This window comes from Mycolicibacterium obuense (assembly GCF_055397605.1).
In genome coordinates this window covers 4,979,311-5,004,967 of the sequence record NZ_AP043663.1, presented here as the reverse complement: position 1 = coordinate 5,004,967, position 25,657 = coordinate 4,979,311, and the positions used below count along the sequence as shown (strand labels likewise).

The window sequence follows — 25,657 nt, the reverse complement described above, 5'->3', positions numbered from 1 at the left end:
AGCGTACTGCCACCGGCTGAGCCGCGAGCGGCGCGCGCCGATCAGGGGGGTGGTGGCGGCGCGGGCGGCGGCGGGCCGAGCACCGGCACGGTGATCGGCGGCAGACCCGGGATGTTGATCACGGTCTCCCCGACCGGAGGCGGCGGGGCACCCGGCGGCAACGCGCCAGGCGGAGGCGGCGGCGGCGCCGGGGCGATGCCGTTGGAGATCTGGATCGTGATGATCGACCCGGGCACCGTCTGCCCACTCGGCGACGTCCCGACGACGGTGCCGTAGGACGACCCGCTGTTCACCGGCGTCGCCTGGTCGGCGACCTGGAAGCCGGCCTCGCGCAGCCGGGCGCGCGCAGTGTCCTGGCTCATCCCCGCCACGCTCGGCACCCGCGACCCGGGCGCGCCGTCGACGTAGCGCGGGTCGGTCGGCGGCAGCGTGACGTCGGTGAACGGGGTGGTCAGCGGTTCCATGGCGGTGAACCAGGTGCGGGCCGGTTCGTTGCCGCCGAACAAGTTGCCGTCACCGCACTGACGCAACGGGAACGAGCACAGTTCGCCGGGGGAGTTCGAGTCGTCGTAGATGTAGTTCGCGGCCGCGAAGTGGTTGGTGAAACCCAGGAAGCCCGACGAGCGGTGCGCCTCGGTCGTGCCGGTCTTGCCTGACATCGGCAGGTTCCAGCCGACCGAGCCCGCCGCGCCGGCCGCGGTACCGCCGCCCTGGTCGTCCTTGCTCATCGCATTGGCCAGCGTGTTGGCCAGGCCCTCGGGCACCGCCTGCTCGCACGTCTCCGTCGTCACGGCGACCTCTTCGCCGCGGCGGTCCAGGACCTGCGCGATCGGGTTGGGCGGGCACCACGTGCCACCGGAGGCGAGCGTGGCGGCGACGTTGGACAGTTCCAGCGCGTTCACCTCGACCGGACCCAGCGTGAACGATCCGATGTTCTGGCGCTTGATGAAGTCGGCGAGGCTCTCATTGCTCTCGGGGTCGTAATCCCTCGCCGTCCCGGGCAGCGCGTAGGAGCGCAGCCCGAGTCGTACCGCCATGTCGACCGTGCGCTGCACGCCGACCTGCGCGATCAGCTTTGCGAACGCGGTGTTCGGCGATGTCGCCAGCGCATCGGTGACGCTCATCTGGCCGCGGTAGTTGCCCGCGTTCTGCACACACCACGTGGCCGGTGGGCAGCCCTTGGCGCCGCCGGAGCCCAGCCCCTTGGCCTCGAACCGCGACGGCGCGTCGAGCGTGGCGTTGATGCCCATCCCCATGTCCAGGGCCGCGGCGGTGGTGAACACCTTGAAGATCGATCCGGCGCCGTCACCCACCAGGGAGAAGGGCTGCGGCTGCATCGTCTCCCCGGCGTCGAGGTTCAGCCCGTAGGTGCGGTTGCTGGCCATCGCCAGCACCGGGTGGCTCTCCTTACCCGGCTGGATCACGCTCATCACGCTCGCGACCCCGTCCAGATCGGGAGCCGCGATGCCGTCGATCGACGACTTGACCGTGTTCTGCACGTCCGGGTCCAGCGTCGTCTTGATCAAGTAGCCACCCTTGGCCACCTGGTCCTTGCTGATCCCGGCGCGCGCCAGGTAGTCGAGCGCGTAGTCGCAGAAGAACGCCCGGTCACCGGCGGCGATGCAGCCACGCGGGAGCTCCTTGGGCGTCGGCAGGATGCCCAGCGGCTCCTGCTTAGCCGCGCGCAACGCGTCCGCCTGGTCGGGGATGTTCTCGATCATCGTGTCGAGCACCAGGTTGCGCCGCGCCAGCGCGCCGTCGGGGTTGGTGTACGGGTTCAGCGTGCTCGTCGACTGCACCATGCCGGCCAACAGCGCGGCCTGCTGCCAGTTCAACTCCGAGGCGTTGACACCGAAATAGGTCTGCGCCGCATCCTGGATACCGAAGGCGCCGTTGCCGAAGGACACCAGGTTGAGGTAGCGGGTCAGGATCTCCGGCTTGGTGAAGGTCTTGTCCAGCGTGAGGGCCATCCGGATCTCGCGCAGCTTGCGCGCCGGCGTGGTCTCGATGGCGGCGCGCTTCTCGGCGTCGGTCTGGGCGATCACCAACAGCTGGTAGTTCTTCACGTACTGCTGCTCGAGCGTCGATCCGCCGCGGGTGTCGAGGTTGCCCGACAGGTAGCCCGAGAGGCCTGTCAGCGTGCCCTGCCAGTCCACACCGTTGTGCTCGGCAAACCTCTTGTCCTCGATCGAGACGATGGCCAACTTCATCGTGTTGGCGATCTGATCGCTGGGTACCTCGAAGCGCCGCTGGCTGTAGAGCCATGCGATGACGTTGCCCTTGGCGTCGACCATCGTCGACACCTGCGGGACCTCACCCTCGACCAGCTGAGCCGATCCATTGGCGACCACATCGGAGGCGCGATTGGACATCAGGCCGATTCCGCCGACGACGGGGAACATCAGTCCCGCGGCGATCACGCTGGCCAGAAGTACGCACCAGGCGAGCTTGATCACCGTGACCGCACGCGGCGGCCCGGCCTTGTCCTCCTCCGGCATGGGTACAGAGTAGCGACGCCCGCTCAGCACACCGTCTCCAGAGCGCCTCCTCCTGCCTCCTGGCAGGACCTGACAAACGCCGAGGTCGCGCACCAGGTTGGGCACTGTACCGCCGGGACTGCACGGTTGTCCCAAAAAAGTGGTCACGAACGTATTGCGCAAAACGCCGGTGACCACCTAAATTGAGCGCACAGTGCGATACAGGTCACACAACGACCTCGCAGTGTGGCGTAGATCGCACCTAGGTGATCGACGTCGGGGAATCAGCCGTCTGCGTTGTCGGGGCGCGGCCAGAACTAAGGGGATCGCTGGTGTCAGTTACCAAGCCCGCCGCACGCAAGACCACGGAGAATCCTTCGGGCGATTCCATTCTGCACGGCGCAGAGGCAGAAGCCCGTATTGCCTGGGTTTCGCAAGCTCGGTGTCGCCAGACTGATCCCGACGAGCTGTTCGTCCGCGGCGCCGCGCAGCGCAAGGCCGCGGTCATCTGCCGGCACTGCCCCGTCATCGCCGAGTGCGGCGCCGACGCTCTCGACAACCGCGTGGAGTTCGGTGTGTGGGGCGGGATGACCGAGCGTCAGCGTCGCGCCCTGCTCAAGCAGCACCCGGATGTGGTCTCCTGGTCGGACTTCTTCGCCGCTCAGCGCAAACACCGCAGCGCGGGCTAGAGGCCTAAGTCCTTCCCGGGCGTCAAAATTTGCCTGGGGTCATCTGATCGCCGACCGAGCGGCCTGACTGCGTCAGGCCGCTGTCGTCTCTCCGGTGATCTGATCGGCGATGGCGCGGAGCGCCTCGAGGTCCGACACGTCGAACGGCAGGGACGGCACACCGACGATCGCCACATGGGGGTTGGCGCCGGTGAAGCGCGACAGCAGCCGCACCTCCCGTTTGGCCGTCGACGCCCGGTCGGCATGCACCCGCAGCACTCCGGCCGTGAGCGAGTCCGGATCGGAGCCGTCCAACTCATCGGCGGCCTTGCTGGCCGTGTCGGCGTTCAGGTCGCACAGCGTCGGGTGGGTTCGGTTGAGGATCAGCCCGGCCAGCGGCATGCGCTCCGAGGACAGTCGGTCGACGAAGAACGACGCCTCGCGCAGGGCGTCCGGTTCCGCCGCCGAGACGACGACGAACTGGGTGCCGCGGCGCTTGAGGAGTTCGTAGGTCCGGTCGGCCTTCTCCCGGAACCCGCCGAACGTCGCATCCAGCGACTGGACGAAACCGGCTGCGTCCGAGAGCATTTGGGAGCCGAGGATCGTCGACATGCCCTTCATCGCCAGGCCCACCGCGCCGGTGACCAGGCGGCCGATGCCCCGGCCGGGTGCCAGCAGAACCCGCCACAGCCGGCTGTCCATGAAGCTGCCCAGCCGCTTCGGCGCATCCAGGAAGTCCAGCGCATTGCGCGACGGCGGGGTGTCCACGACGATCAGATCCCACTTGTCCTCGGCCAGAAGCTGTCCCAGCTTCTCCATGGCCATGTACTCCTGCGTACCCGCCAGAGATGTGGCCACGGTTTGGTAGAACTGGTTGTCCAGGATGGCGTCGGCGCGCTCGGATCCGGAGTACTGGACGACCATCTCGTCGAACGTCCGGCGCATGTCGAGCATCATCGCGTGCAGCTCACCGGACACCTCCGGCGCCAACGGGACACGCTGGGGAACGTTGCCCAGATCCTTGATGCCGAGTGCCTGGGCGAGTCGCTTGGCCGGGTCGATGGTCAGGACGACGACGGTGCGGCCGTACTCGGCGGCCCGCAGCGCCATCGCGGCGGCCGTCGTGGTCTTCCCGACGCCGCCCGCGCCACAACACACGACGACGCGATTGCCCCTGTCGCGCAGGATCGACCCCATGTCCAGGGCCATCGGAGCGGTGCTCATCATCTGCCTCTCGTCACCGCACGCCCTGCTGGGCGAGCGCTTCGGCCAATTCGTACAGACTGCCGAGATCGACGCCGTCGGCGATGGCCGGCAGGTCGAGGCGCGGGACCGCGAGATCAGTCAGCTGCTCCGCGCTTTCCGCCCGCGCCGCGATACGCGTTGCGTGTTGGATCGTCTCGGTCAGCAGTCCTGCGAAATCGTTGTCCGACAACGTGATCCCTGCACTCGACAGGCCCGCGCGGACCTCGTCGGCGTCGATGCCGCCCTCGGCGGCCTTGGCCAGATCGTCGGGCGGTAGGTACGCCGGGATGTTGCGGTTGATGATCACCGAGCCGATCGGCAGTTCCATCTCGCGCAGTTCGGCGATCGCCTCCAGGGTCTCCTGCACCGGCAGCGCTTCCAGCAGCGTGACCAGGTGGATCGCGGTGAGGTCGGAGTGCAGCAGCCGCACCACGCCGTCGGCCTGCGAGTGCACCGGTCCACCCTTGGCCAGATCGGACACCGCCTTGGTCACGTCGAGGAAACGCGCGATCCGGCCCGTCGGCGGCGAGTCGACGACCACCGCGTCGTAGTACCCGTACTTGCCCTTGGCTTCCTTCGGGGTGCGGGTGACCACCTCTTTGATCTTCCCGGTGAGCAGCACGTCCCGTAGGCCAGGAGCGATCGTCGTCGCGAATTCGACGGCCCCGATGCGGCGCATCGCGCGCCCGGCCAGCCCCAGGTTGTAGAACATGTCGAGGTACTCCAAGAACGCGGCCTCGGTGTCGATGGCCAGGGCGTTGACCTGCCCGCCGCCCTCGGCGGTCGCGATCTTGACTTCCTCGTAGGGCAGCGGCGGGACGTCGAAGAGCTGCGCAATGCCTTGCCGCCCTTCGACTTCCACGAGCAGCACCTTGCGACCCCCGGCGGCCAGGGCCAGAGCCAGCGCCGCGGCGATCGTCGACTTGCCGGTGCCACCTTTGCCGCTGACGAAATGCAGGCGCGCCTCGGTCAGCCGCGCCGGCCACGAACCGTGCGGTGAGCCCTCTGCTGTGGTTGCCACCACTGCATGCTAGCCATAGCGGTTCCGCCGCCGGATAAGCTCAGCCGCATGAGCGAATCAACCCGGTGGGAATACGCGACCGTCCCGTTGCTTACGCATGCGACCAAACAGATCCTCGACCAGTGGGGCGAGGACGGTTGGGAGCTGGTGTCGGTGCTGCCGGGGCCCACCGGCGAGCAGCACGTCGCTTACTTGAAGCGCGCCAAGTGACGCAAACATGGTCCGAGCGGCTGGGAGAGCTGGGCATCGCCCTGCCCGAGGTCGTCGCCCCGCTCGCGGCCTATGTGCCCGCGGTCCGCACCGGAAACCTCGTCTACACCGCCGGGCAGCTGCCCATCTCCGGCGGCGAGCTCGTCGAGACCGGCAAGGTGGGCGCCGAGGTGTCGGTCGAGGACGCCGCCCACCTGGCCCGTCGCTGCGCGCTCAACGCGCTCGCGGCCGTCGACGCCCTCGTCGGGATCGACGCGGTGGTGCGGGTGGTCAAGGTCGTCGGCTTCGTCGCATCCGGACCCGGGTTCGGCGGCCAACCCGTCGTCATCAACGGCGCCTCGGAACTGTTGGGCGAGATCTTCGGTGACGCGGGCGCGCACGCGCGCTCGGCCGTCGGGGTGTCGGAACTGCCGCGCAATGCACCGGTGGAAGTGGAGCTCATCGTAGAGGTCCAGTAGATGGAGCACCCCGCGTACGGACTGCTGCGGCCGGTCACCGAGACCGCGTCGGTGCTGCTCTGCGACAACCCGGGGCGCATGACGCTCGACGGCACCAACACCTGGGTGCTGCGTGGCCCCGGCAGCGACGAGATGGTGGTCGTCGATCCCGGCCCGGACGACCGCGACGAGCACATCGAGCGGCTCGCCGCGCTGGGCCGCATCACCCTGGTGCTGATCAGTCACCGGCACGAGGACCACACCGGCGGGATCGACCGGCTCGTCGACCTGACAGGCGCGGTCGTGCGGGCGGTGGGCAGCGGGTTCCAGCGGGGGATGGGCGGGCCCCTGGTCGACGGGGAAGTGATCGACGCGGCCGGGCTGCGCATCACCGTGATGGCCACGCCGGGCCACACCGCGGACTCGCTGTCGTTTCTGCTCGACGATGCCGTGCTGACCGCGGACACCGTGCTGGGCCGCGGCACGACCGTCATCGACAAAGAAGACGGCGCCCTCGGCGACTATCTGGAGTCGCTGCGCCGGCTGCGTGGTCTCGGCCACCGCACGGTGCTGCCCGGGCATGGTCCCGACCTCGACGATCTGGTCGCGGTCGCCGACGCCTATCTGGCGCATCGGCACGACCGCCTGGATCAGATTCGCGGTGCGCTGCGCGACCTCGGCGACGACGCCACCGCGCGGTCGGTCGTCGAGCACGTGTACACCGACGTCGACGAGAAGCTGTGGGACGTGGCCGAGTGGAGCGTGCAGGCGCAGTTGGACTACCTGCGCCGCTGATCCCTAGCGGGCCCGCCTCGCCAGCCGCTCGGAGTCGCTGATCAGCACGCTCTTGCCCTCGAGGCGGATCCAGCCGCGGTGGGCGAAGTCGGCGAGCGCCTTGTTCACGGTCTCGCGGGATGCGCCGACGAGCTGCGCGATCTCTTCCTGCGTCAGATCGTGGGTGACGCGCAGCGCGCCGCCCTCCTGCGTGCCGAAGCGCTGGGCCAACTGCAGCAGCTGCTTGGCCACCCGGCCCGGCACGTCGGTGAAGATCAGGTCCGCGAGGTTGTTGTTGGTGCGGCGCAGCCGGCGGGCGAGTACCCGCAGCAACTGCTCGGCGATCTCGGGGCGATCGGCGATCCATGCGCGCAGCGCCTCACGGTCCATAGACACCGCCCGCACCTCGGTGATGGTGGTGGCACTCGATGTGCGCGGGCCCGGATCGAAGATCGACAGCTCGCCGAACATGTCCGACGGTCCCATGATCGTCAGCAGGTTCTCGCGGCCATCCGGTGAACGCCGGCCGATCTTCACCTTGCCGGTGATGATGATGTAGAGCCGGTCGCCGGGCTCACCCTCGGCGAACACGGTGTGCCCGCGGGGAAAGTCGACAGGCTGGAGCTGCTTGGTCAGCGCAGAAACAGCGCTGGGTTCGACCCCTTGGAAGATTCCGGCCCTGGCCAGGATCTCGTCCACGTTGCCCCTTTGGAAGATGTTGGTGGTCAGACACGTCCAGCCGACGTCGGTGACGACGGCTGGATCAGTCTAGAGCCATGCCCTGTCGTGACCAGCCCACGCTACACAGAATTGGCATGTCGGGTCTGCTGAAACCCGTTATTGAGGCTGTGTGGGAACGACGCAGTCGTCGGCAAACCCGGTGCGGCCTGCGCGCGCACTGGTGCCGCTGCCACCTCGCGCTCCACCCGCCGCCGGTTCTGGTCGCTGATCGCGGTGTCCAGTCCGTCGCGCACGAGTGCGTCGACGTCGCTGGCCTCGGCCTGACTCAGGAAGTCGGCAACCTCGGCTGCCGAGATGGTCTGCTCGCGCAGCCCGGCCTCCACCCTCTCGAGCCCGAAGGTCGCCAACATCAACAACCCGGGTATCAGCGCGACGAGCAACCACGACACATGCGGAAGTAAACACGGCGAAGGTCTCGGAGGGATCACGAAAAGCCCTCGTTAACGACCTTTCTGAAGTCCTTTCCGAGGTCGACTCGCCCTCTGCCGTGTCGGGGGTGCTCAGTACCCTGACGAGGTGACCGCGACCAGCCGGACCGCCAAATCGGTAACCACATCGGCCGCCAAGTGGGACCGAGAGACCCACCTGGGTCTGGTGCGGCGGGCCCGCCGGATGAATCGCACACTGGCCGAAGCATTTCCGCATGTGTACTGCGAGCTCGATTTCACCAATCCCCTCGAGCTCACCGTTGCCACCATCTTGAGCGCGCAGAGCACCGACAAGCGCGTCAACCTGACCACGCCCGCGTTGTTCGCGACCTATCGCACCGCGCAGGACTACGCCCAGGCCGACCGGGCGCAGCTCGAGGAACTGATCCGTCCCACCGGGTTCTTCCGCAACAAGGCGTCGTCGCTGATCCGGCTGGGGCAGGAGCTGGTCGAGCGGTTCGACGGCGAGGTGCCCGCCACTCTCGACGAACTGGTGACGCTGCCCGGCGTGGGGCGCAAGACCGCCAACGTCATCCTCGGCAACGCGTTCGACGTCCCCGGGATCACCGTCGACACCCATTTCGGCCGGCTGGCCCGGCGCTGGCGCTGGACCGCCGAAGAGGACCCGGTCAAGGTCGAGCACGCCGTCGGAGAACTGATCGAGCGTCGCGAATGGACGCTGCTCAGCCACCGGGTGATCTTCCACGGCCGGCGCGTGTGTCATGCCCGCAAGCCCGCCTGCGGGGTGTGCGTGCTCGCCAAGGACTGCCCCTCCTACGGCATCGGGCCCACCGATCCGCTGGTGGCGGCCCCGCTGGTGAAGGGGCCCGAAACGGAGCACCTTTTGGCCCTGGCCGGCCTCTAGAGCGCCGATGAGCACATCGGCACGGTGGAGCGTCGTGGCGCTGGTGGTCCTCATCGCGCTCGGGATCGCGCTGTTCAACGAGTTGGGTGACGATCCGGCCGGTCCCGCCGCACCCGCGGCGCCCGGAGCGGTGTCCGCGCGCGACAAACGTGACGCCGACACCCCCGCCGCCCTGGCGGGTCCGCGAGCCGAGGCCGCTCTGGCTGCGTGCCCGACCCCTGGTGCCGGCCCCGGGCCGGACGTTCTGCGCGGCATCGTCGTCGAATGCGCCGGCGACGGAGCCCCGGTCGACGTCGCGCGGGCGGTCGCGGGGCGGCCGACGGTGCTCAACTTGTGGGCCTACTGGTGCGGTCCGTGCGCCGACGAACTACCGGCGATGGCGGAGTACCAGCGCCGCGCCGGGTCGCAGGTCCAGGTCCTCACCGTGCACCAGGACGAGAACGAGACCGCCGGGTTGCTCCGGCTCGCCGAGCTCGGCGTGCACCTGCCCACACTGCAGGACGGCCGGCGCCAGATCGCTGCTGCGTTGCAGGTCCCCAACGTGATGCCGGCGACGGTGGTGCTGCGCGCGGACGGTAGCGTGGCGCAGATCCTGCCCCGGTCGTTTGCCACCGCCGACGAGATCGCCGCCGCAGTGGACCCGACGATAGGAGTGAGGTGAGCTGGGAGATCGCCGACGGTGAGCTGACGCCTGACGCCGCACCGCCCTGGTTGGCCCCGCTCGTCACCGATCCGACCTTGATCAAGGACGCCTACCGCCGCCGCGTCCCGGCCGAGGTCCTCGCCGCGCTGACCGCGGCCAACGCCACCGCAGCCGTCACCGGCGCCCGTCGCGATGCCGCTGTGCTCGTGCTGTTCTCCGGCCCGCAGGACGGCGCACCCGGCGAGCTTCCCGCCGACGCGGACCTCCTGGTCACCGTCCGGGCTGCCACGCTGCGCCATCACGCCGGTCAAGCAGCGTTCCCGGGCGGCGCCGCCGACCCGGGCGACCGCAGCCCCGTGCACACCGCGCTGCGTGAAGCCACCGAGGAGACCGCCCTTCAGGCGTCCCGACTGCGAACTCTGGCCACCCTGGACACGATGTTCATCCCGCCGTCGGGATTCCAGGTCGTACCGGTGCTCGCGTACTCCGTCGACCCCGGGCCCGTCGCGGTCGTGGACCAGTCCGAGACCGCCGTCGTCGCCCGGGTCCCCGTACGCGCGTTCGTCAACCCGGCGAATCGGCTCATGGTGTACCGCAAGGAGAACACCCGCCGCTCGGCCGGTCCGGCGTTCCTGCTCAACCAGATGCTGGTGTGGGGATTCACCGGCCACGTGATCGCCGCGATGCTCGACGTCGCCGGCTGGACGCAGCCCTGGGACACCGACTCCGTGCACGAACTCGGCGATGCAATGGCGCGTCTGGAGGCCGAGGGCAGCTACGGTGAGGTCCAACGATGACATCGTCACAGTGGCTGGACATAGCCGTACTCGCAGTAGCGCTGATCGCCGCCATCTCGGGCTGGCGATCCGGCGCGCCCGGTTCTGTGCTGGCCCTGGTCGGTGTCGTGCTGGGCGCGGTCGCCGGTGTGCTGCTGGCCCCGCACGTGGTCAACCACATCGACGGGCCGAGGACCAAGCTCTTCGTCACGCTGTTCCTCATCCTGGCGCTGGTGGTGGTCGGCGAGATCGCTGGTGTGGTCCTCGGGCGCGCGGTCCGCGGCGCCATCCGCAATCCCACACTGCGCGTGGTGGACTCGGTGATCGGCGTGGCCGTGCAACTGGTGCTGGTGCTGACCGCGGCGTGGCTGCTCGGCACCGCCCTGATCTCCTCGCCGCAACCGAATCTGGCCGCCGCCGTGCAGGGGTCGAGGGTGATCGCCGAGGTCGACTCGGTGGCGCCGAACTGGCTGCGCTCCGTCCCGGGCCGGCTGTCCGGGCTGTGGGACACCTCTGGGCTGCACGACGTCCTGAAGGACTTCGGGCCGACCCCGGTCGCCGCCGTCGACGCGCCGGACGCGTCGCTGGCCACTTCGGCCGTCGTCGGGACCACGCGATCCAGCGTCGTCAAGGTGCGCGGTGTCGCGACCAGCTGCCAGAAGGTGCTGGAGGGCAGCGGTTTCGTCGTCGCCCCCAACCGGGTGATGTCCAACGCCCACGTCGTCGCCGGGTCGGACAGCGTCACCGTCGAGGTCGACGGGCAGACCTACGACGCCAAGGTCATCAGCTACGACCCCAACGCCGACATCTCGATTCTCGACGTGCCCAACCTGCCGTCCGCGCCGCTGCAGTTCGTCGACACGGAGGCCCCAGCCGGCACCGACGGCATCGTGATGGGCTATCCCGGCGGTGGTGACTTCACCGCGACGCCCGCGCGGGTGCGCGAGGTGATCGAACTCAACGGTCCCGACATCTACCGCAGCACCACCGTGACGCGCGAGGTGTACACGATCCGCGGCACCGTCAAGCAGGGCAACTCCGGCGGGCCGATGATCAACCGATCGGGCAAGGTGCTCGGCGTGGTGTTCGGCGCGGCTGTCGACGACGTCGACACCGGTTTCGTGCTGACCGCCCAAGAGGTGTCCCGGCAGATGGCCAAGGTCGGCAACGTCGCGCCGGTGGCGACGGGCGCCTGCATCAGCGGCTGATCAGCCGTACACCTGCCGAAGGAACCGGTCCAGCTGCGCGTTGACCGCTCCCGGCGCCTCTTCGTGTGCGAAGTGTCCTGCGCCGTCGACAGATACGTAACGGCCGTGCGGGGCATAGTTCTGGGTGCGGTACACCGGGTCGGCGAGCACATACGGGTCGCTGTCGCCGCGCAGATGCAGCACGGGCACCGCGATCGGGCGCTTCATCGAGCGCATGAATCGGCGACCCTCGCTGCGCAGCTGACTCCGCACCGCCCACCGCTGATACTCCAGCGCTGAATGAGCGGCCGACGGGATCTGGATCGCCCGCCGCAGCAGGGGCATGGTCTCGGCGAAGTCGTCGGTCGCCTGCCACGGGGCGCTGGACCGGGCGCGCACGATGCGCTCGAGTTCGGCGGCATCGTGTCGGGTCAGAGCGCGTTCCGGCCACATCGGCAACTGATAACGCAGCATCCAGGGCAGCAGCGCCCGGCCTTGATCGCGGCGGCGCACCGTCGACGCCCGCAGCGCCGCCGGATGCGGCGAGCTGACCACCGCTATCGCGTGCACCACGCGCGGATGCAGCACCGCGGTGGCCCAGCAGACCAGGCCGCCGTCGGCGTGGCCCACCAGCGTCGCGGTGTTGTGTCCCAGCGCCCGCACCAGACCCGCCGTGTCGCCGGCGAGCGTCCACCCGTCGTATCCGCGCGGCGGCTTGTCGCTGCCGCCGTACCCGCGCAGATCGACCGCCACCACCCGCGCTCCCGACAACCCCCGCAGCTGATGCCGCCAGGACCACCAGAACGAGCCGAAGCCGTGCAGCAGGATCACCAGCGGGCGGTCGGTCAGCGGCCGCGACTGATCGTCGGCACCCGCCTCCCGCTCGGCCTCGACGACGTGAAAGCGAATGCCGTTGGCGTGCACGTCCAGATGGCGCCACGGTCCGCCGACGCGAACGACCGACGGATCGGGTGCGGCCATTACCAGCCGGACGGGTCCGTCGTCGCCGGCTGCTTGCCGTTCGTACCCGTGGTGACGGCCTTCTTGTCGGCGCCGCCGCCGAACGCCTCGGGGATCTCCTTGACCGATTCGATGGTCTTGCGGGGACCACGGATGCGCCTCACCTTGAGGAAGCCGATCAGGGCCAACACCGCGGTGACCACGACCATGAATCCGAACACGATCAGGAACGCCGCCCAGCGCCACAGCCACGTGTCGAGCAGCTCGGCGACGAAGAAGAAGAAAAAGAACGTGGAGTAGAACAGCACCACCAGCGCCAAGATGAAGAAGACGCTGCCGGTCAGGCCCTTCTTGACGTCACGGGTGATCTCGGCCTTCGCGAGCTCGACCTCGGCGCGGACCAGGGTCGACACCTGGGCTGTCGCATCCTTGACCAGATCACCGATCGACGGGTCCGGCTTCGGCGCATGCGGGTCCACAAGCGGTATGGATGTCACCGTCGCCGGTGCGCCGTTACTGCGATCGCTCACAAGAGCTTCCTTCCCCGCATGTGATCTGGTCGCGGCTTATGTTGCCACGTGGCGTGAAACGAAACGATCCGGCGGTGACGTTAGACTGCCTTGATTCCTTCCATGGCGGGTCGGGCCGTGATCATCGGGGTATCGATTGGGGCGAGCGTGACGACGAACGACCAGCCAGGAGTTCTTTCTGCGACCTCTGCGGTGCTGATGCTGCTCGGTGCGGGTCTCATCGGCGCCACCGGTGTCGCTCACGCGGCCGCTCCGGTCACCCTCGGCGGAGGTTCCGGTCTGGTCGTCAACGGCGACACGCTCTGCACGTTGACCGCGATCGGGTCCGACCGCAGCGGAAACCTCATCGGCTTCACCTCGGCGCACTGCGGCGGGCCCGGCGCCGTCGTCGCCAGTGAGGCCGAGCAGGATGCGGGCATCGTCGGGACCATGGTGGCCGGCAACGACGTGCTGGACTACGCGGTCATCAAATTCGACCCGGCCAAGGTGCGTCCCGTCAACGAGATCAACGGGTTCCGCATCGACGGCATCGGACCCGACCCCACGTTCGGCGAAGTGGCCTGCAAGCTGGGCCGCACCACCGGCTACTCGTGCGGCGTCACCTGGGGACCCGGGCAGCAGCCCGGCACGATCGTCAACCAGGTGTGTGGACAGCCCGGCGACTCCGGCGCCCCCGTCACCGTCGACAACAAGCTCGTCGGCATGATCCACGGCGCGTTCTCCGAAGACCTGCCCACCTGCGTGGTCAAGTTCATCCCGCTGCACACGCCTGCGGTCACGATGTCCATCAACACCCAGCTGGCCGACATCACCGCAAAGAACAGGCCGGGCAGCGGGTTCGTCCCCGTCGGCCCGGCCTGACCTCACGCTCTATCGGCTCAGCGCACCGCGCGGCGCACGCGAATCGCGGCGCTGACGACCAGCGCGATCACCGCACCGACGCCGGCGGCGCCGAGCAGCGCGACCCCCTGGGCGAGGTCGAAATTCCAGCCGATGAAGTTGATCGTGGTGTGCACGGTGTTCTGCAGCACGAACACCGCCAGCGCGACGACCAGCAGGAACGCGACGGCCAGCGAGAACTTCGCGGCGACACCCGAACGACGGGCGGGGGTGTGCTCGGTGGTGCGGTGCGTGGTCATGGTCGATCCCTCTTTTCTGTGATCCGTTGTGTCACAGATGGAGACGGGATCGATCGGCGAAACCGAACGTCGCGCGGGCGTGACGCTGCACACCCGCGCGACAGGTTTACTTGCTGGCCCGGATCGCTTCGAAGACGCTGGGGTCGACGAGGGTGGACGTGTCACCGAGTTCGCGGCCCTCGGCGACGTCGCGCAGCAGCCGGCGCATGATCTTGCCGCTGCGGGTCTTGGGAAGCTCCGGTACGACGTGGATCTCCCGCGGCTTGGCGATGGGGGAGATCTCCCGGGCGACTTCGGCGCGCAGCTCGTCGACCATCGACTCCTCCCCGCCGTGGGCGCTGGACTTGAGGATCACGAACGCGCAGATCGCCTGGCCGGTGTGCTCGTCGGAGGCGCCGACGACCGCGGCCTCGGCCACCCCGGAGTGACCGACCAGGGCCGATTCCACCTCCGCGGTGGAAATGCGATGCCCGGAGATGTTCATGACGTCGTCGATGCGGCCCAGGACCCAGATCTCGCCGTCCTTGCCGTAGCGGGCGCCGTCACCGGCGAAGTACCAGCCCTGCTCGGCGAAACGCGACCAGTAGGTCTCCTTGAACCGCTCCGGATCACCCCAGATACCGCGCAGCATCGACGGCCACGGCTTGTCGAGCACGAGGTATCCGCTGGCCTGCTCGCCGTGATCGGTGCCCGGGGCGAGTTCGTTGCCGTCGTCGTCGACGATCTTGGCCGAGATGCCGGGCAGTGCGCGCATCGCCGAGCCCGGCTTGCAGCTCGTGACGCCCGGCAACGGGGAGATCATGATCGCGCCCGTCTCGGTCTGCCACCAGGTGTCGACGATCGGGGTCTTGTCCGCGCCGAACGCCATCCGGTACCAGCGCCACGCCTCGGGGTTGATCGGCTCGCCGACCGAGCCCAGCAGCCGCAGGCTCGACAGGTCGTGCTCGGCGGGGATCTGGCGGCCCCACTTCATGAAGGTGCGGACCAGCGTGGGGGCGGTGTAATAGATGGTGACGCCGTACTTCTCGATGGTCTCGAAGTGCCGGTGCTCGTTCGGCGAGGCGGGCGTGCCCTCGTAGACGACCTGCGTGACGCCGTTGGACAGCGGCCCGTAGACGATGTAGGTGTGCCCGGTGACCCAGCCGATGTCGGCGGTGCACCAGTAGACGTCGGTCTCGGGCTTGATGTCGAAGACGTTGACGTGGGTGTACGACGCCTGCGTCAGGTAGCCGCCCGAGGTGTGCATGATGCCCTTGGGCTTGCCGGTCGTGCCTGAGGTGTAGAGCAGGAACAGCGGATGCTCGGAGTCGAACGCCTCCGGGGTGTGGTCGGTGGAGGCCTTGGGCACGACCTCGTCCCACCACAGGTCCCGCCCGTCGGTCCACGGCGTGTCGATACCGGTGCGGCGCACCACCAGTACGTGCTCGACCGGGCTGTCGTCACCGAGGCCGGCGATGGCGTCGTCGACGCCGTCCTTGAGCGAAACCGCCTGCCCGCGTCGATACTGACCGTCGGTGGTGATGACGATCTTGGCCTGCGCGTCGTCGATGCGGGCCTTCAAGGCGCTGGCGGAGAAACCGGCGAACACCACCGAGTGCATCGCGCCGAGGCGGGCGCAGGCGAGCATCGCGATGATGGCCTCGGGCACCATCGGCATGTAGATCGCCACCCGGTCACCGGTGACGAGGCCGAGTTCGGTCAATGCGTTGGCGGCCTGGCAGACCTCGTCCTTGAGCTCGGCGTAGGTGATGGAGCGCGAGTGCCCGACCGGTTCACCCTCCCAGTGGATCGCGACGCGGTCGCCGTTGCCGGCCTCGACATGGCGGTCGACGCAGTTGTAGGCGACGTTGAGCGTGCCGCCCACGAACCACTTCGCGACCGGTGCCTCCGACCAGTCCAGCACGTCGGTGAAGGGCGTGTCCCACGCCAGCCGCTCGGCCTGGGTGCCCCAGAACGCCAGCCGGTCCGATTCGGCCTCGTCGTAGAGGGCCTCAGTCGCGTTGGCCTGGGCGCTGAACTCGGGGGCAGGCGGGTACGAAGCCTGAACGTCGGCGTGCGTCTCGGTCATGACTGTGAGGGTAGTCACCCAACGTTGCATCGACGTTGGCGACTCACAACCGTCGCTGCGGGCGGCACCCGGGAGGCGACGAACGTCGCAACCGGCGCGCCGATCGGTCCGCCGACCATCGATTAGCGTGTGCGGGCGTGACCGATCCGCTTGCCCCGCTGACCACTCTGCCCGGCGTCGCCGAGGCGGGGGAGGAGGCGCGCGAGGCCCTGGGCCGGGCGCACCGGCACCGAACGAACCTGCGGGGCTGGCCGGGTACCGCCGCGGAAGCCGCGCTGCGGGCAGCCCGGGCATCGTCGGTACTCGACGGTGGTCCGCTGCAATTCGCCTCCTCCGACACCGACGGTGAGAAGGACCCGGTGCTCGCCGGGGCGCTGCGCGTCGCCGAAGCGCTCGAAGGTGGTCAAGGCTCTCTGATCGGGGTGTGGCGGCGCGCCCCGCTGCAGGCCATCGCCCGGCTGCACTCGCTGGCCGCGGCCGACCTCGTCGACGCTGATGCGCTCGGCCGGCCGCGTACCGATCCGGACATCGGCCGCCGACTGGAGCTGCTCGCCGACCTCGCGACGGGCGGCACGCGGGTACCGGCGACCGTGCTGGCCGCGGTCGCGCACGGGGAGCTGCTGACGCTGGCCCCGTTCGGCAGCGCCGACGGCGTGGTGGCGCGCGGGGTGTCCCGGCTGATCACGATCGCCAGCGGACTGGACCCGCACGGGCTGGGAGTGCCGGAGATGCACTGGATGCGCCGGTCGGGCGACTACACCGCAGCGGCACGAGGATTCGCGTCGGGAACGCCGGCCGGACTGACGGCGTGGCTGGTGCTCAGCAATGAGGCGCTGCATGCGGGCGCTCGCGAGGCGCTGTCCATCGCTGCCCCAGCGTCGTCCTGACGGGCCCTCCCGACCCGTCCTCCTGACCGTGTCCAGCAAAGCAAAAGCGGGCGGCGTTCCGAAGTAATTCGAAAAGTACTTCGGCGCGCCGCCCGCCAGCACGAGCCTCCGGTTACCATGCGTGCGTTGTGGGTTGCGTGGGTGGCCTCGGCGCTGTGCGATCCGTTTCGGCTGCGACCCCACCCAAAGGGCCGTCGTGGCCGTCCGATCTTCGCACTTACGCAGGCCCGCAACACTTTTGCCTGTTCCGCGGCATGTGCGCCGCGTGGGTTCCGGGACTCGTGCTGGGGAGCCGAGGTCGGGAGATCGAGCCTTCTCTTCCGGCTCGACCTTGGCCTCACCCGGCTTCCGTGGTTCCTTTGTACTACGTGACCGCGGTCACAGCAAGGGTCAAACGCGTCGGTTTCCCGATTCGTTACGCGGAGCTGTCCAGCTACCGCGGTGAGGGTCAGAAGGCGGTAGAGGTCAGAAGGCGTCAGAAGGCGAAGCGCCGCAGCAGGGTGTAGGTCAGTGCGCCCGCTGCCAGCGCGCTCACGCCGACAGCTGCTGTGGTCGCGACCGCGGCGCCAGACGGTGCGGGTAGCCGGTCGCGCAGCGACACGGGCTTGGAGAACGACCGCACCGGCCAGTCGCGGGCGGCGGCTTCTTTGCGCAACGCACGGTCGGGATTGACGACGGTCGGATGTCCGACCGTCGTCAACATCGGCAGGTCTGTGATCGAGTCCGAGTAGGCGTAGCAGTGCTCGAGCGCATAACCCTCCCGGGCGGCCAGCGCGCGGATCGCCTCCGCCTTGCCTTCTCCGTAGCAGTAGAACGCGATGTCACCGGTGTAGCGGCCGTCCTCGACCACCATCCGGGTGGCCATCGCGTGGGTCGCCCCCAGGGCCCGCGCGATGGGCCCGACGATCTCCTCGCCCGATGCCGATACGACGACCACGTCGCGACCGCACAGCTTGTGGTCGGAGATCAGGTCTGCAGCTTCGGCAAAGACCAGCGGATCGACGATGTCGTGCAACGCCTCGCCCACCACCGACTTGACCTGTTCGACGTCCCACCCCGCGCACATCGTCGTGATGTGGGCGCGCATCCGGTCCATCTGGTCGTGATCGGCACCCGACATCGTGAACAGGAATTGGGCGTAGGCGGATTTGAGGACCGTCCTCCGATTCATTAGCCCCTGGCTGAAGAACGGTTTGCTGAAAGCCAGCGTGCTCGATTTCGCGATGACCGTTTTGTCGAGATCGAAGAACGCGGCGGTGGGTACGGGGCGTTCGGGCGGGGGCGTCCCGCCGGTGGCTTCGGCGCCCGTCACAGGCTCGGAGGGGGTCACAGCGTCAGCATAAGACGCGCTCGCGTGACAGATTGCGGCAGATCGTACAAACTGGCAGTTCACGACACGTGTCTTCGACTGCAATCTTTTCTGGATCTGCTCCGACTTCTCTGCGGTGTGGTCTTGCGCCCGCCCGCGCAGGCGTGTGTATAGTGGGCATCACTCGGCTTATGCCGGGTGTGCATCAGCCCGACCCCCCGGGGCTGATACACGACGACCTCCGCCTCCTCCCCCCCTGGCGGGGGTCGTCCCTTTTCTGGGGTCTTTCGCAATGCGGATAGGCCACCTCATTCCAGTTGGTTGCGGAACGCCGTTTTCGGCGAAGTTCTCCCTGCTGATTCGCCGGCCTGTGGACAAGTCCACGGTCATCCACAGATCCGCGCGCGGCTCTGGCTGAGCGCGGCGACGCCGCGCAGCCTGGGAAACATGACCGCAGCCGCCATTCTGATCGTCGTCTCCGACCCCGTCCTGCGCGGGCTGGTGGATCGGGTGGTCGCCGCCGCCGGGGTGCACGCGGTGCGCAGTGCCGATCCCTCGGACCGGCGCGTGTGGGCGGGCGCAGCAGCGGTCCTGCTCGATGCCGCGGCGGCCCGCTCGTGCGCACAACGCGGCATGACCCGACGCGCCGGGGTGGTCCTGATCAGCGGTGCTGCTCCCGATGGCGCGCACTGGGAAGCCGCTGTCGCGGTGGGGGCGCACCACGTCCTGACGCTGCCCGCCCAAGAGGCCGACCTGATGGCGGTGCTGACCGAGGCTGCCGACGAGGCGCGCGCCGGGGGACCCCGCGGCGCTGTGGTGGCGGTGATGTCGGGCAGAGGCGGGGGCGGCGCGTCCGTGTTCTCGGTGGCGTTGGCCCGGGCTGCGAAGGAGGCACTGCTCGTCGACGTCGACCCATGGGGTGGCGGTCTCGACCTCGTGCTCGGCAGCGAAACCGAGTCCGGTGTGCGTTGGCCGGATCTGACCCTGGCCGGCGGACGGCTCGCCTATCCGGCCCTCCGGGCCGCGCTGCCGCGGGTCCAGCACGTCGCTCTCCTCGCGGGCAGCCGCGTACTGGCCGGTGAACGCGCTGCCGGGGAGATCGATCCGCAGGCTCTGAGTGCGGTGATCGATGCCGGCGCCCGGGCGGCGGTGACGGTGGTGTCCGATGTCGCTCGCCGCCCCAGCGCGGCCACGGAGACAGCTTTGGCTGCAGCGGATCTGGTGGTTTTGGTCACACCCGCCGACGTGCGATCCTGCGCCGCCGCGACGGCGACGGCCCAGTGGGTGCTGGCCTCCAATCAGAACACCGGCCTGCTCGTGCGCGGGCCTTCCCCGGGCGGATTGAGGCCCATCGATGTGGCGCGCATCGTCGGTCTGCCCATTCTGGCGACGATGCGTCCTCAGCCGGGCCTGGACCAGAATCTGGAACGGGGCGGGGTGCGACTTCGGGGAAACTCCCCGCTGGCGAGCGCGGCCCGGTCGGTGCTGGCCGTCCTGGAGACGAAGCCGCATCTCGAATCGCCGGGTGAGGTCGCCGCGTGAACGCGCCTCTGCTGGACCGGGTCCGTGAACGACTCGCGGCGGACGGCGTGCCGTTGAGGCCCAGCGTCGTGGCCGCCGCGATCCGCGCCGAGTCCGGCGGCGTCCTCGGCGACACCGAGGTGCTGACGAATCTGCGTGAACTGCAGACCGAGCTCGTCGGGGCGGGCATCCTCGAACCGCTGCTGACGGCGCCCGACACCACCGATGTGCTCGTCACCGCCCCTGACGCCGTGTGGGTCGACGACGGAACTGGTTTGCGACGCACCGGCGTGCGATTCGCTGACGAGGCCGCGGTCCGGCGCCTCGCCCAGCGGCTCGCGCTGACTGCCGGCCGCCGCCTCGACGATGCCCAACCGTGGGTCGACGGGCATCTCGCCGATCTCGGGAGTGCGGCCGGGAAAACGCTGAACGTACGGCTTCACGCCATGCTGCCGCCGATCGCCGCCGGTGGCACCTGTCTGTCACTTCGTGTGCTACGCCCTGCCAGCCAGGATCTCGACGCGCTGGCGGCCACCGGCACCATCCCCGCCGAGGCGGCAACACTGCTACACGGCATCATCGCCGCCCGGCTCGCGTTCGTGGTGAGCGGCGGTACCGGCAGTGGCAAGACGACCCTGCTGGCTGCGCTGCTCGGTGCGATACCCGCCCAGGAGCGCATCCTCTGCGTCGAGGACGCGGCAGAGCTGGCACCTCGCCATCCGCACCTGGTCTCGCTGGTGGCGCGAGCGGCCAACGTGGAAGGGGTCGGTGAGGTCACCGTTCGCGACCTGGTTCGGCAGGCCCTGCGGATGAGACCCGACCGCATCGTCGTCGGCGAGGTGCGCGGCGCCGAGGTGGTCGACCTGCTCACGGCTCTGAACACCGGTCACGACGGCGGCGCGGGAACCGTCCACGCCAACAGCCCGGGCGAGATCCCCGCCCGGTTCGAGGCGCTCGCCGCACTCGGCGGACTCGACCGGGCGGCTCTGCACAGCCAGCTCGGCGCGGCGATCCACGTGGTGCTGCACATGTCGCGAACCCGGTCGGGTGGTCGCCGGCTCGCCGAGATCGGTGTACTCCATCGCGACAGGGACGGTCAGGTGTCCGTGCTGCCGAGCTGGAACGCCGACACGGGTCCGGGGGAGGGCGCCGACGCGCTGCGCCGGCTCGTCGACCGCAGGAGCCGGACATGACTGTGGCCGCAATGGCGTTGGCGCTGGCCCTGCTGGTGCTGCCACCCGCGACGCGGGCGCCGGTGCGACGCGTGGCAGCGCGGCCGCGTCGGCGACCGCCGGTGATGCTGGTGGCGCTGCTCGCCTGCGCCGCGCTGGGTGCTGTGGTCCCGATGACAGCGGTGCTGGCAGCCGCGACGATGCTGGCAGTGCTGCTGGTGCGCCAACGGTGGCGCACCAGGCGGCGGGCGAGCGCACGCGAGTCGACTGCACTGCACGGTGCTCTCGAGGTCCTGGTGTCCGAACTGCGTGTCGGGGCCCATCCCGTGGCTGCGATCGACACGGCGTCTCGCGAAATCGAGGGGCGCGTCGGGGAGTCGTTCGGCGCGGTCGCGGCCCGCGCGCACCTCGGTGCCGACGTCGTGTCGGGGCTGCGGGCGGAGTCACGACGCTCGCTGGTGCCGGGCCACTGGGACCGGCTGGCGGTGTGCTGGCAGCTCGCGCAGCAGCACGGGCTGGCCATCGCGTCTCTCATGCAAGCCGCCCAACGCGACCTCGCCGAACGCGAACGGTTCCGGTCCCGGGTGGATGCCGGGATGGCGGGCGCACGCACCACGGGCACGGTGCTCGCCGGGCTGCCGGTGCTGGGCGTGCTGATGGGCTGCGCGATCGGTGCCGACCCCCTCGGCTTCCTGCTCTCCGACGGCGCCGGTGGATGGCTGTTGTGGATCGGAACCGCGCTCGTCGGAGCCGGTCTGCTGTGGTCGGACCGCATCACGGCGTCGGTGCTGGAATGACCTGGGCCGCAGTGTCGCTGGCGCTGGCCGTTCTGGTGCTCCCGCAACCGTCCGCGGCGCGCAGGCTGGGAGCGCGGCGGGTGCAGGCGCCGGGGCGAGGGGCGCCGCCGTCCGACGGACCGCTGGCGGTGGCGGCGACGCTCGACGCGTTCGCGGCGTGCCTGCGCGCGGGCATGGCGGTGTCGACCGCCGCCGCAGCGGTCGCCGCCGCGGCGCCGCACGCGCTGGCGCATGTTCTGCGCCGCGGTGCGGACCTGCTGGCCCTGGGTGCGGACGCCGGCCGGGCCTGGGCAGACCCCGCCGACGACGGGGATGCCGGCGACGTCGGAAAGGCGCACGTGCGTGCCTATCTGCGCATGGCGCGCCGGTCGGCGGCCTCCGGGGCCGCGCTGGCGCAGGGTGTCGAAGACCTCGCCGCCACGCTGCGCGCCGAGGCGTCGGACGCAGCCGGGGCGAGGGCCGAGCGGGCAGCCGTGCTGATCGCCGGCCCGCTGGGGCTGTGCTACCTGCCGGCGTTCATCTGCCAGGGCATCGTGCCGGTCATCGCGGGGCTGGCCGGAGACGTCCTGCGATCAGGAATGTTGTGACAACCAACCAGGAGGATCTGCATGTTCACTCAACGACTCGCCGATGTGCGCGCGCGGCTACTCGTGCTCGCGGTGGCCGACGACGGAATGTCGACCGTCGAATACGCGATCGGCACCATCGCCGCCGCGGCGTTCGGGGCGATCCTGTACACCGTCGTGACAGGCGACTCGATCGTCGGCGCACTGACGAACATCATTACCCGCGCGCTGAACACGAACACCTAGATGCCGGTTTCGCGACCGTCGAGGCGGCATTCGCCATCCTCGCGCTCGTGGCGGTGGTGGCGATCTGCCTGGCCGGGCTCACTGCGCTCACCATGCAGGTGCGGTGTGTCGACGCCGCCAGGGAAGCCGCCCGGTTGGCCGCGCGCGGCGACGAGGGCGTGGCTCTGGCGACCGCCCGCCAGATCGCGCCGCCGCAGGCGGCGATCGAGCTCCGGCGTGACGGCGGATTCGTGGTCGCGACGGTCGCGTCGCGCGCGGCACTCCTGCCGGGCATCGCGATCAACGCCCGGGCCGTCTCGGCGCTGGAGCCGGGTGCATGACGACACCGGCGCCGCGAGCGTGCTCGCGGCATTCCTGATCGCGGCTGTGGCGGCTGTCATGGCCGGCGGCGCCCTTCTCGGTTCGGCCGTGGTGGCCCGGCACCGGGCGGCCGCGGCGGCGGACCTCGCGGCGCTCGGTGCGGCCGCAGCGCTGCCGAGCGGTCGTGAGGCGGCCTGTGCGACGGCTGTTTCCGTCGCGCGGTCGATGGCCTCTACGGTGATCGGGTGCGACGTCGATGGGTTGGACGTGCTGGTGACCGCCGAGACGGCGCCGGGCTTCGGCGCTGCGCTGGTCGGCCCGGCGACAGCCGCCGCCCGCGCGGGACCGCTCGGCGAGCCGGGGTTTACGTCGCCGTAAGGCGGGATACGCACCCCTCATGACCGGCCGCGAACTGCTCGCCGGCCGCTACGAGGTGCGCGGCCTGCTCGGTCGCGGCGGCATGGCCGAGGTCCGCGACGGCTGGGACACCCGCCTATGCCGACCCGTCGCCGTCAAAGTGCTGCATCCTCAGATGTCCGACGATCCGGACCTGCGCCGCCGATTCGAGGTCGAGGCCAAGGCGGCGGCGGCGCTGGAGCATCCCAATGTCGTCGCCGTGCACGATTTCGGTGATCACGACGGGGCGCCGTTCATCGTGATGGAACGGCTGCCGGGCCGCACGCTGCACGACATCATGGGCGCAGGTCCCATGGCGCCGTACCAGGTCCGCGTAATCCTCGACGATGTCCTCGCGGGCTTGGGCGCCGCCCACGCGGCGGGCGTGCTGCACCGCGACATCAAGCCGGGCAACGTCCTGCTCTCCTCGGCCGGAGATCGGATGAAGGTCGCCGACTTCGGCATCGCCAAGACGGGCGGCGCTTCATCAGCCCTCACCGGGACCGGTCTGATCATCGGGACGATGTGCTACATGAGTCCGGAGCGCGTCACCGGGGCGCCGGCGTCGGTGGCCGACGACCTCTACGCCGTCGCGGTGATCGGCTACGAGGCGCTGGTCGGTCACCGTGCCTTTCCGCACGACAACCCCGTTTCCCTGGCCCGTGCGATCGTCGACACGCCGCCGCCACCATTGGCCGAGGTGCGTAGCGACGTCGATCCCGTGCTGGCCGCAGTGATCACCCGCGGAATGGCGCGCGACCCGGCGCATCGGTTCGCGAGCGCCGACCACATGCGAGCGGCGCTGGCCGGTGATCCCGCCGCCCTGGCGCCGCGGCCCGTTGCCGCTGCGCCCCGACCGGCCACCCGGGTCATGGCCGCGCCTCTGCCGCCGACGGCCGGATACCCGCCTCCCGCCCCGGTGCGTGCGCGACCGGGGCGTCGGAACCCGCGCCGCTACGTGCTCGCCGGGGCCGCCATCGTGGCGGCGTTCGTCGTCTCGGCGTTGGCGTTGGCGCTCGATCCCTTCGGCTCATCACCCTCGCCGGCGTCGGTCAGCACGAGCACCAGCGTGACACCGCCGACGACGCCGAGCAGCGTGACTCCGGTGACATCGGCGCCCGCGCCGGTCGTGGCGCCCCCGCCCCCGCCGCCCGCCGAGCCGCCGCGAGGGGGTCCGGGACCCGGCCGTGGCCACGGCAACGGCAACGGCAAGAAAGACAAGCCCTAGCGGGCTCGATACGCCACGCCCGGGAGGTTCAGCGCTCTTCCAGTCGGGCGTCGGACAATTCGTCGTCGGTTGGGAGACGCAACTCGGCGAGACCCCCGATGACCCCGTCGTGCAGTTCGATGCGATGAACCGTCACGTGCACCGGCGTCCACCCGCCGTCGCGCGCGATCACCCGCAGCACGCCCGACACCGAACCCCCGTCGAAACCCTTGGCCATCTCCGCGACCGTGGGGCGATCGTGCGGATGAATCGCTTGCTCGCTGGACATTCCTGCGCGCCAGTCGAAGAAGGGCGCGGGATCGTCGAGCCATTTGACGAGCATCCAGTGCGCGGGGTCGACCAGCGCGCGGTGGATGCCCGGCCGGGCCAGGCCGGCGAGGATGCGCTCGGCCAGCGAGGCTTCGCCGTTGTCCTTGCCCTCGTGCACGCTGCGCCAGTTCATCGCCCGGCACACCAGCCGCGGTGCCCCGTCCTCGTCGCCGTCGTCGTCGATCTCCTCGAGCGAGCGCGCCACGAAGCCGACGGTGATCTGCTCCCCGCGGTAATCGGCGACGTCCCACGTCGTGCAGATCGTCACGCCTGGCCGCGGCTTGATCAGCATGCTGATCACCTCTGCCTCGTGCGGATTGAGATCCCGGCGTGGCAGATCGTCGGCGAACGCGCGACCCTGCGTCGGCTGAGTCGCCGGATCCCAGCCCCCGATCTTCAGCGATTCGACCGTGTCCGTGGCGGCGCCGTTGGTGAGATCCCACAGCATCGACCCCACCTCGGGGCGAGGCGGCGGGTCTTCGTCGGCGGCGCCGATCCACATCTGCACCCCGTGGATGCGACCGTCGGACATCGCCACCACCTCGGTGCGGATCACGCAGTCGTTCTTCGGCGTGATGCTGCTCAGTCCGCTGCCACCGCGCACGGTCTCGCTGATCGCGGTTTGAATTGCCATCAGGTGGGGGTTGCGTCGGAGCAGAGACGAGATCGGGATCAGATTCTTGGTGTGGGCCCCCTGAGCGACCACGGTCGGTTCGCTCCCCAGCGTCTCCACGAGCATCCAGTCGTGGCTCATGAG

29 protein-coding genes are annotated in these 25,657 nt (G+C 69.7%); 18 read left to right on the top strand and 11 right to left on the bottom strand.

Going from position 1 to position 25,657, the window contains the following annotated elements:
* Window positions 1-41 precede the first annotated feature (41 nt).
* On the bottom strand, window positions 42-2,498 hold the full coding sequence (gene ponA2 / locus ACZ50N_RS24185; RefSeq protein ID WP_048422596.1) for a transglycosylase/D,D-transpeptidase PonA2: 2,457 nt from the start codon (window positions 2,496-2,498) through the stop codon (window positions 42-44).
* Window positions 2,499-2,809: 311 nt separating this feature from the next.
* Between ponA2 and ACZ50N_RS24180 the strand changes: the two genes are divergently transcribed.
* Complete coding sequence (locus tag ACZ50N_RS24180) at window positions 2,810-3,166, top strand: WhiB family transcriptional regulator (RefSeq protein WP_046365143.1); 357 nt, start codon at window positions 2,810-2,812, stop codon at window positions 3,164-3,166.
* A 72-nt stretch (window positions 3,167-3,238) separates the two neighbouring features.
* Here the strand turns inward: ACZ50N_RS24180 and bagB are convergent, their stop codons facing one another.
* Both bagB and bagA read right to left on the bottom strand, forming a co-directional pair.
* The gene (gene bagB / locus ACZ50N_RS24175) at window positions 3,239-4,369 is read right to left on the bottom strand and encodes an ATPase BagB (protein WP_464475703.1); all 1,131 of its coding nucleotides are present in this window, start codon (window positions 4,367-4,369) and stop codon (window positions 3,239-3,241) included.
* Window positions 4,370-4,382: 13 nt separating this feature from the next.
* Window positions 4,383-5,411, bottom strand: coding sequence for an ATPase BagA (bagA, locus tag ACZ50N_RS24170; protein ID WP_046365145.1), 1,029 nt, complete (start codon window positions 5,409-5,411; stop codon window positions 4,383-4,385).
* A gap of 48 nt (window positions 5,412-5,459) precedes the next feature.
* Here bagA and ACZ50N_RS24165 point away from each other — a divergent pair, with 48 nt between their 5' ends.
* From ACZ50N_RS24165 to ACZ50N_RS24155, 3 genes are read left to right on the top strand one after another with little or no spacing between them, the layout of a single operon-like run.
* The gene (locus ACZ50N_RS24165) at window positions 5,460-5,621 is read left to right on the top strand and encodes a Sp36 family protein (protein ID WP_110798036.1); all 162 of its coding nucleotides are present in this window, start codon (window positions 5,460-5,462) and stop codon (window positions 5,619-5,621) included.
* A complete protein-coding gene (locus ACZ50N_RS24160; RefSeq protein WP_464473971.1) occupies window positions 5,618-6,079 on the top strand; it encodes a RidA family protein in 462 nt (153 codons plus the stop codon). The genes ACZ50N_RS24165 and ACZ50N_RS24160 overlap by 4 nt, the downstream gene beginning before the upstream one ends.
* The gene (locus ACZ50N_RS24155; protein ID WP_046365141.1) at window positions 6,080-6,853 is read left to right on the top strand and encodes an MBL fold metallo-hydrolase; all 774 of its coding nucleotides are present in this window, start codon (window positions 6,080-6,082) and stop codon (window positions 6,851-6,853) included.
* A 3-nt stretch (window positions 6,854-6,856) separates the two neighbouring features.
* Here the strand turns inward: ACZ50N_RS24155 and crp are convergent, their stop codons facing one another.
* Window positions 6,857-7,531 (bottom strand): cAMP-activated global transcriptional regulator CRP, encoded by a 675-nt coding sequence (gene crp / locus ACZ50N_RS24150; RefSeq protein WP_046365140.1) that lies wholly within the window; start codon window positions 7,529-7,531, stop codon window positions 6,857-6,859.
* 101 nt (window positions 7,532-7,632) lie between these two features.
* Window positions 7,633-7,962 carry a hypothetical protein gene (locus ACZ50N_RS24145; protein WP_046365139.1) on the bottom strand — a complete coding sequence of 110 codons (330 nt, stop codon included), beginning with the start codon at window positions 7,960-7,962 and terminating at the stop codon, window positions 7,633-7,635.
* Between the two features lie 127 nt (window positions 7,963-8,089).
* Here ACZ50N_RS24145 and nth point away from each other — a divergent pair, with 127 nt between their 5' ends.
* Genes nth through marP form a run of 4 tightly spaced genes read left to right on the top strand, consistent with a single transcriptional unit; the run spans window position 8,090 to window position 11,493 of the window.
* Entirely contained in the window at window positions 8,090-8,866 is a 777-nt protein-coding gene (gene nth / locus ACZ50N_RS24140; protein ID WP_048422598.1) for an endonuclease III, read from the top strand.
* Between the two features lie 7 nt (window positions 8,867-8,873).
* A complete protein-coding gene (locus ACZ50N_RS24135; RefSeq protein ID WP_133414562.1) occupies window positions 8,874-9,527 on the top strand; it encodes a TlpA disulfide reductase family protein in 654 nt (217 codons plus the stop codon).
* The gene (locus ACZ50N_RS24130; protein ID WP_046365136.1) at window positions 9,524-10,306 is read left to right on the top strand and encodes an NUDIX hydrolase; all 783 of its coding nucleotides are present in this window, start codon (window positions 9,524-9,526) and stop codon (window positions 10,304-10,306) included. The genes ACZ50N_RS24135 and ACZ50N_RS24130 overlap by 4 nt, the downstream gene beginning before the upstream one ends.
* Window positions 10,303-11,493, top strand: a complete 1,191-nt coding sequence (gene marP / locus ACZ50N_RS24125) for an acid resistance serine protease MarP (protein WP_046365135.1) — start codon at window positions 10,303-10,305, stop codon at window positions 11,491-11,493. The genes ACZ50N_RS24130 and marP overlap by 4 nt, the downstream gene beginning before the upstream one ends.
* Here marP and ACZ50N_RS24120 read toward each other — a convergent pair whose 3' ends face one another.
* Together ACZ50N_RS24120 and ACZ50N_RS24115 are read right to left on the bottom strand one after the other, a co-directional pair.
* Window positions 11,494-12,453: an alpha/beta fold hydrolase gene (locus tag ACZ50N_RS24120; RefSeq protein ID WP_464473970.1), complete on the bottom strand. Its 960-nt coding sequence runs from the start codon at window positions 12,451-12,453 to the stop codon at window positions 11,494-11,496.
* On the bottom strand, window positions 12,453-12,962 hold the full coding sequence (locus ACZ50N_RS24115) for a phage holin family protein (RefSeq protein WP_046365133.1): 510 nt from the start codon (window positions 12,960-12,962) through the stop codon (window positions 12,453-12,455). The genes ACZ50N_RS24120 and ACZ50N_RS24115 overlap by 1 nt, the downstream gene beginning before the upstream one ends.
* Window positions 12,963-13,160: 198 nt before the next feature.
* Here ACZ50N_RS24115 and ACZ50N_RS24110 point away from each other — a divergent pair, with 198 nt between their 5' ends.
* Window positions 13,161-13,823, top strand: coding sequence for a S1 family peptidase (locus ACZ50N_RS24110; protein WP_046365144.1), 663 nt, complete (start codon window positions 13,161-13,163; stop codon window positions 13,821-13,823).
* 17 nt (window positions 13,824-13,840) lie between these two features.
* Here the strand turns inward: ACZ50N_RS24110 and ACZ50N_RS24105 are convergent, their stop codons facing one another.
* Window positions 13,841-14,101: a lipopolysaccharide assembly protein LapA domain-containing protein gene (locus tag ACZ50N_RS24105; RefSeq protein WP_464473969.1), complete on the bottom strand. Its 261-nt coding sequence runs from the start codon at window positions 14,099-14,101 to the stop codon at window positions 13,841-13,843.
* Between the two features lie 106 nt (window positions 14,102-14,207).
* The gene (acs, locus tag ACZ50N_RS24100) at window positions 14,208-16,169 is read right to left on the bottom strand and encodes an acetate--CoA ligase (protein WP_073683884.1); all 1,962 of its coding nucleotides are present in this window, start codon (window positions 16,167-16,169) and stop codon (window positions 14,208-14,210) included.
* 137 nt (window positions 16,170-16,306) lie between these two features.
* Between acs and ACZ50N_RS24095 the strand changes: the two genes are divergently transcribed.
* On the top strand, window positions 16,307-17,056 hold the full coding sequence (locus ACZ50N_RS24095) for an oxidoreductase (protein ID WP_464473968.1): 750 nt from the start codon (window positions 16,307-16,309) through the stop codon (window positions 17,054-17,056).
* Window positions 17,057-17,531: 475 nt separating this feature from the next.
* Here ACZ50N_RS24095 and ACZ50N_RS24090 read toward each other — a convergent pair whose 3' ends face one another.
* Entirely contained in the window at window positions 17,532-18,368 is an 837-nt protein-coding gene (locus tag ACZ50N_RS24090) for an HAD-IB family hydrolase (RefSeq protein WP_464475702.1), read from the bottom strand.
* A gap of 444 nt (window positions 18,369-18,812) precedes the next feature.
* Here ACZ50N_RS24090 and ssd point away from each other — a divergent pair, with 444 nt between their 5' ends.
* From ssd to ACZ50N_RS24050, 8 genes are read left to right on the top strand one after another with little or no spacing between them, the layout of a single operon-like run.
* Entirely contained in the window at window positions 18,813-19,907 is a 1,095-nt protein-coding gene (gene ssd, locus ACZ50N_RS24085) for a septum site-determining protein Ssd (RefSeq protein ID WP_046365128.1), read from the top strand.
* The gene (locus ACZ50N_RS24080; protein ID WP_133414557.1) at window positions 19,904-21,079 is read left to right on the top strand and encodes a TadA family conjugal transfer-associated ATPase; all 1,176 of its coding nucleotides are present in this window, start codon (window positions 19,904-19,906) and stop codon (window positions 21,077-21,079) included. Before ssd ends, ACZ50N_RS24080 begins: the two co-directional genes overlap by 4 nt.
* Complete coding sequence (locus tag ACZ50N_RS24075; RefSeq protein WP_464473967.1) at window positions 21,076-21,855, top strand: type II secretion system F family protein; 780 nt, start codon at window positions 21,076-21,078, stop codon at window positions 21,853-21,855. The genes ACZ50N_RS24080 and ACZ50N_RS24075 overlap by 4 nt, the downstream gene beginning before the upstream one ends.
* The gene (locus ACZ50N_RS24070; protein WP_464473966.1) at window positions 21,852-22,442 is read left to right on the top strand and encodes a type II secretion system F family protein; all 591 of its coding nucleotides are present in this window, start codon (window positions 21,852-21,854) and stop codon (window positions 22,440-22,442) included. The genes ACZ50N_RS24075 and ACZ50N_RS24070 overlap by 4 nt, the downstream gene beginning before the upstream one ends.
* Window positions 22,443-22,463: 21 nt before the next feature.
* Window positions 22,464-22,667, top strand: coding sequence for a DUF4244 domain-containing protein (locus ACZ50N_RS24065; RefSeq protein WP_046366851.1), 204 nt, complete (start codon window positions 22,464-22,466; stop codon window positions 22,665-22,667).
* A 47-nt stretch (window positions 22,668-22,714) separates the two neighbouring features.
* The gene (locus tag ACZ50N_RS24060) at window positions 22,715-22,987 is read left to right on the top strand and encodes a TadE family type IV pilus minor pilin (protein WP_464473965.1); all 273 of its coding nucleotides are present in this window, start codon (window positions 22,715-22,717) and stop codon (window positions 22,985-22,987) included.
* Window positions 22,980-23,345, top strand: a complete 366-nt coding sequence (locus ACZ50N_RS24055) for an Rv3654c family TadE-like protein (RefSeq protein WP_464473964.1) — start codon at window positions 22,980-22,982, stop codon at window positions 23,343-23,345. Before ACZ50N_RS24060 ends, ACZ50N_RS24055 begins: the two co-directional genes overlap by 8 nt.
* Before the next feature lie 19 nt (window positions 23,346-23,364).
* Window positions 23,365-24,591, top strand: coding sequence for a protein kinase domain-containing protein (locus tag ACZ50N_RS24050; RefSeq protein ID WP_464473963.1), 1,227 nt, complete (start codon window positions 23,365-23,367; stop codon window positions 24,589-24,591).
* 28 nt (window positions 24,592-24,619) lie between these two features.
* Here ACZ50N_RS24050 and ACZ50N_RS24045 read toward each other — a convergent pair whose 3' ends face one another.
* A complete protein-coding gene (locus ACZ50N_RS24045) occupies window positions 24,620-25,654 on the bottom strand; it encodes a PAS domain-containing protein (RefSeq protein ID WP_073685146.1) in 1,035 nt (344 codons plus the stop codon).
* Between the last annotated feature and the right edge of the window lie 3 nt (window positions 25,655-25,657).

Bases quoted from the DNA above. Each gene is read 5' to 3' on its own strand.
- ponA2 (WP_048422596.1), bottom strand. From the start codon at position 2,498: ATGCCGGAGGAGGACAAGGCCGGGCCGCCGCGTGCGGTCACGGTGATC.
- bagB (WP_464475703.1), bottom strand. From the start codon at position 4,369: ATGAGCACCGCTCCGATGGCCCTGGACATGGGGTCGATCCTGCGCGAC.
- ACZ50N_RS24165 (WP_110798036.1), top strand. From the start codon at position 5,460: ATGAGCGAATCAACCCGGTGGGAATACGCGACCGTCCCGTTGCTTACG.
- ACZ50N_RS24155 (WP_046365141.1), top strand. From the start codon at position 6,080: ATGGAGCACCCCGCGTACGGACTGCTGCGGCCGGTCACCGAGACCGCG.
- ACZ50N_RS24135 (WP_133414562.1), top strand. From the start codon at position 8,874: ATGAGCACATCGGCACGGTGGAGCGTCGTGGCGCTGGTGGTCCTCATC.
- marP (WP_046365135.1), top strand. From the start codon at position 10,303: ATGACATCGTCACAGTGGCTGGACATAGCCGTACTCGCAGTAGCGCTG.
- ACZ50N_RS24120 (WP_464473970.1), bottom strand. From the start codon at position 12,453: ATGGCCGCACCCGATCCGTCGGTCGTTCGCGTCGGCGGACCGTGGCGC.
- ACZ50N_RS24110 (WP_046365144.1), top strand. From the start codon at position 13,161: ATGCTGCTCGGTGCGGGTCTCATCGGCGCCACCGGTGTCGCTCACGCG.
- ACZ50N_RS24105 (WP_464473969.1), bottom strand. From the start codon at position 14,101: ATGACCACGCACCGCACCACCGAGCACACCCCCGCCCGTCGTTCGGGT.
- acs (WP_073683884.1), bottom strand. From the start codon at position 16,169: ATGACCGAGACGCACGCCGACGTTCAGGCTTCGTACCCGCCTGCCCCC.
- ssd (WP_046365128.1), top strand. From the start codon at position 18,813: ATGACCGCAGCCGCCATTCTGATCGTCGTCTCCGACCCCGTCCTGCGC.
- ACZ50N_RS24075 (WP_464473967.1), top strand. From the start codon at position 21,076: ATGACTGTGGCCGCAATGGCGTTGGCGCTGGCCCTGCTGGTGCTGCCA.
- ACZ50N_RS24070 (WP_464473966.1), top strand. From the start codon at position 21,852: ATGACCTGGGCCGCAGTGTCGCTGGCGCTGGCCGTTCTGGTGCTCCCG.
- ACZ50N_RS24065 (WP_046366851.1), top strand. From the start codon at position 22,464: ATGTTCACTCAACGACTCGCCGATGTGCGCGCGCGGCTACTCGTGCTC.
- ACZ50N_RS24050 (WP_464473963.1), top strand. From the start codon at position 23,365: ATGACCGGCCGCGAACTGCTCGCCGGCCGCTACGAGGTGCGCGGCCTG.
- ACZ50N_RS24045 (WP_073685146.1), bottom strand. From the start codon at position 25,654: ATGAGCCACGACTGGATGCTCGTGGAGACGCTGGGGAGCGAACCGACC.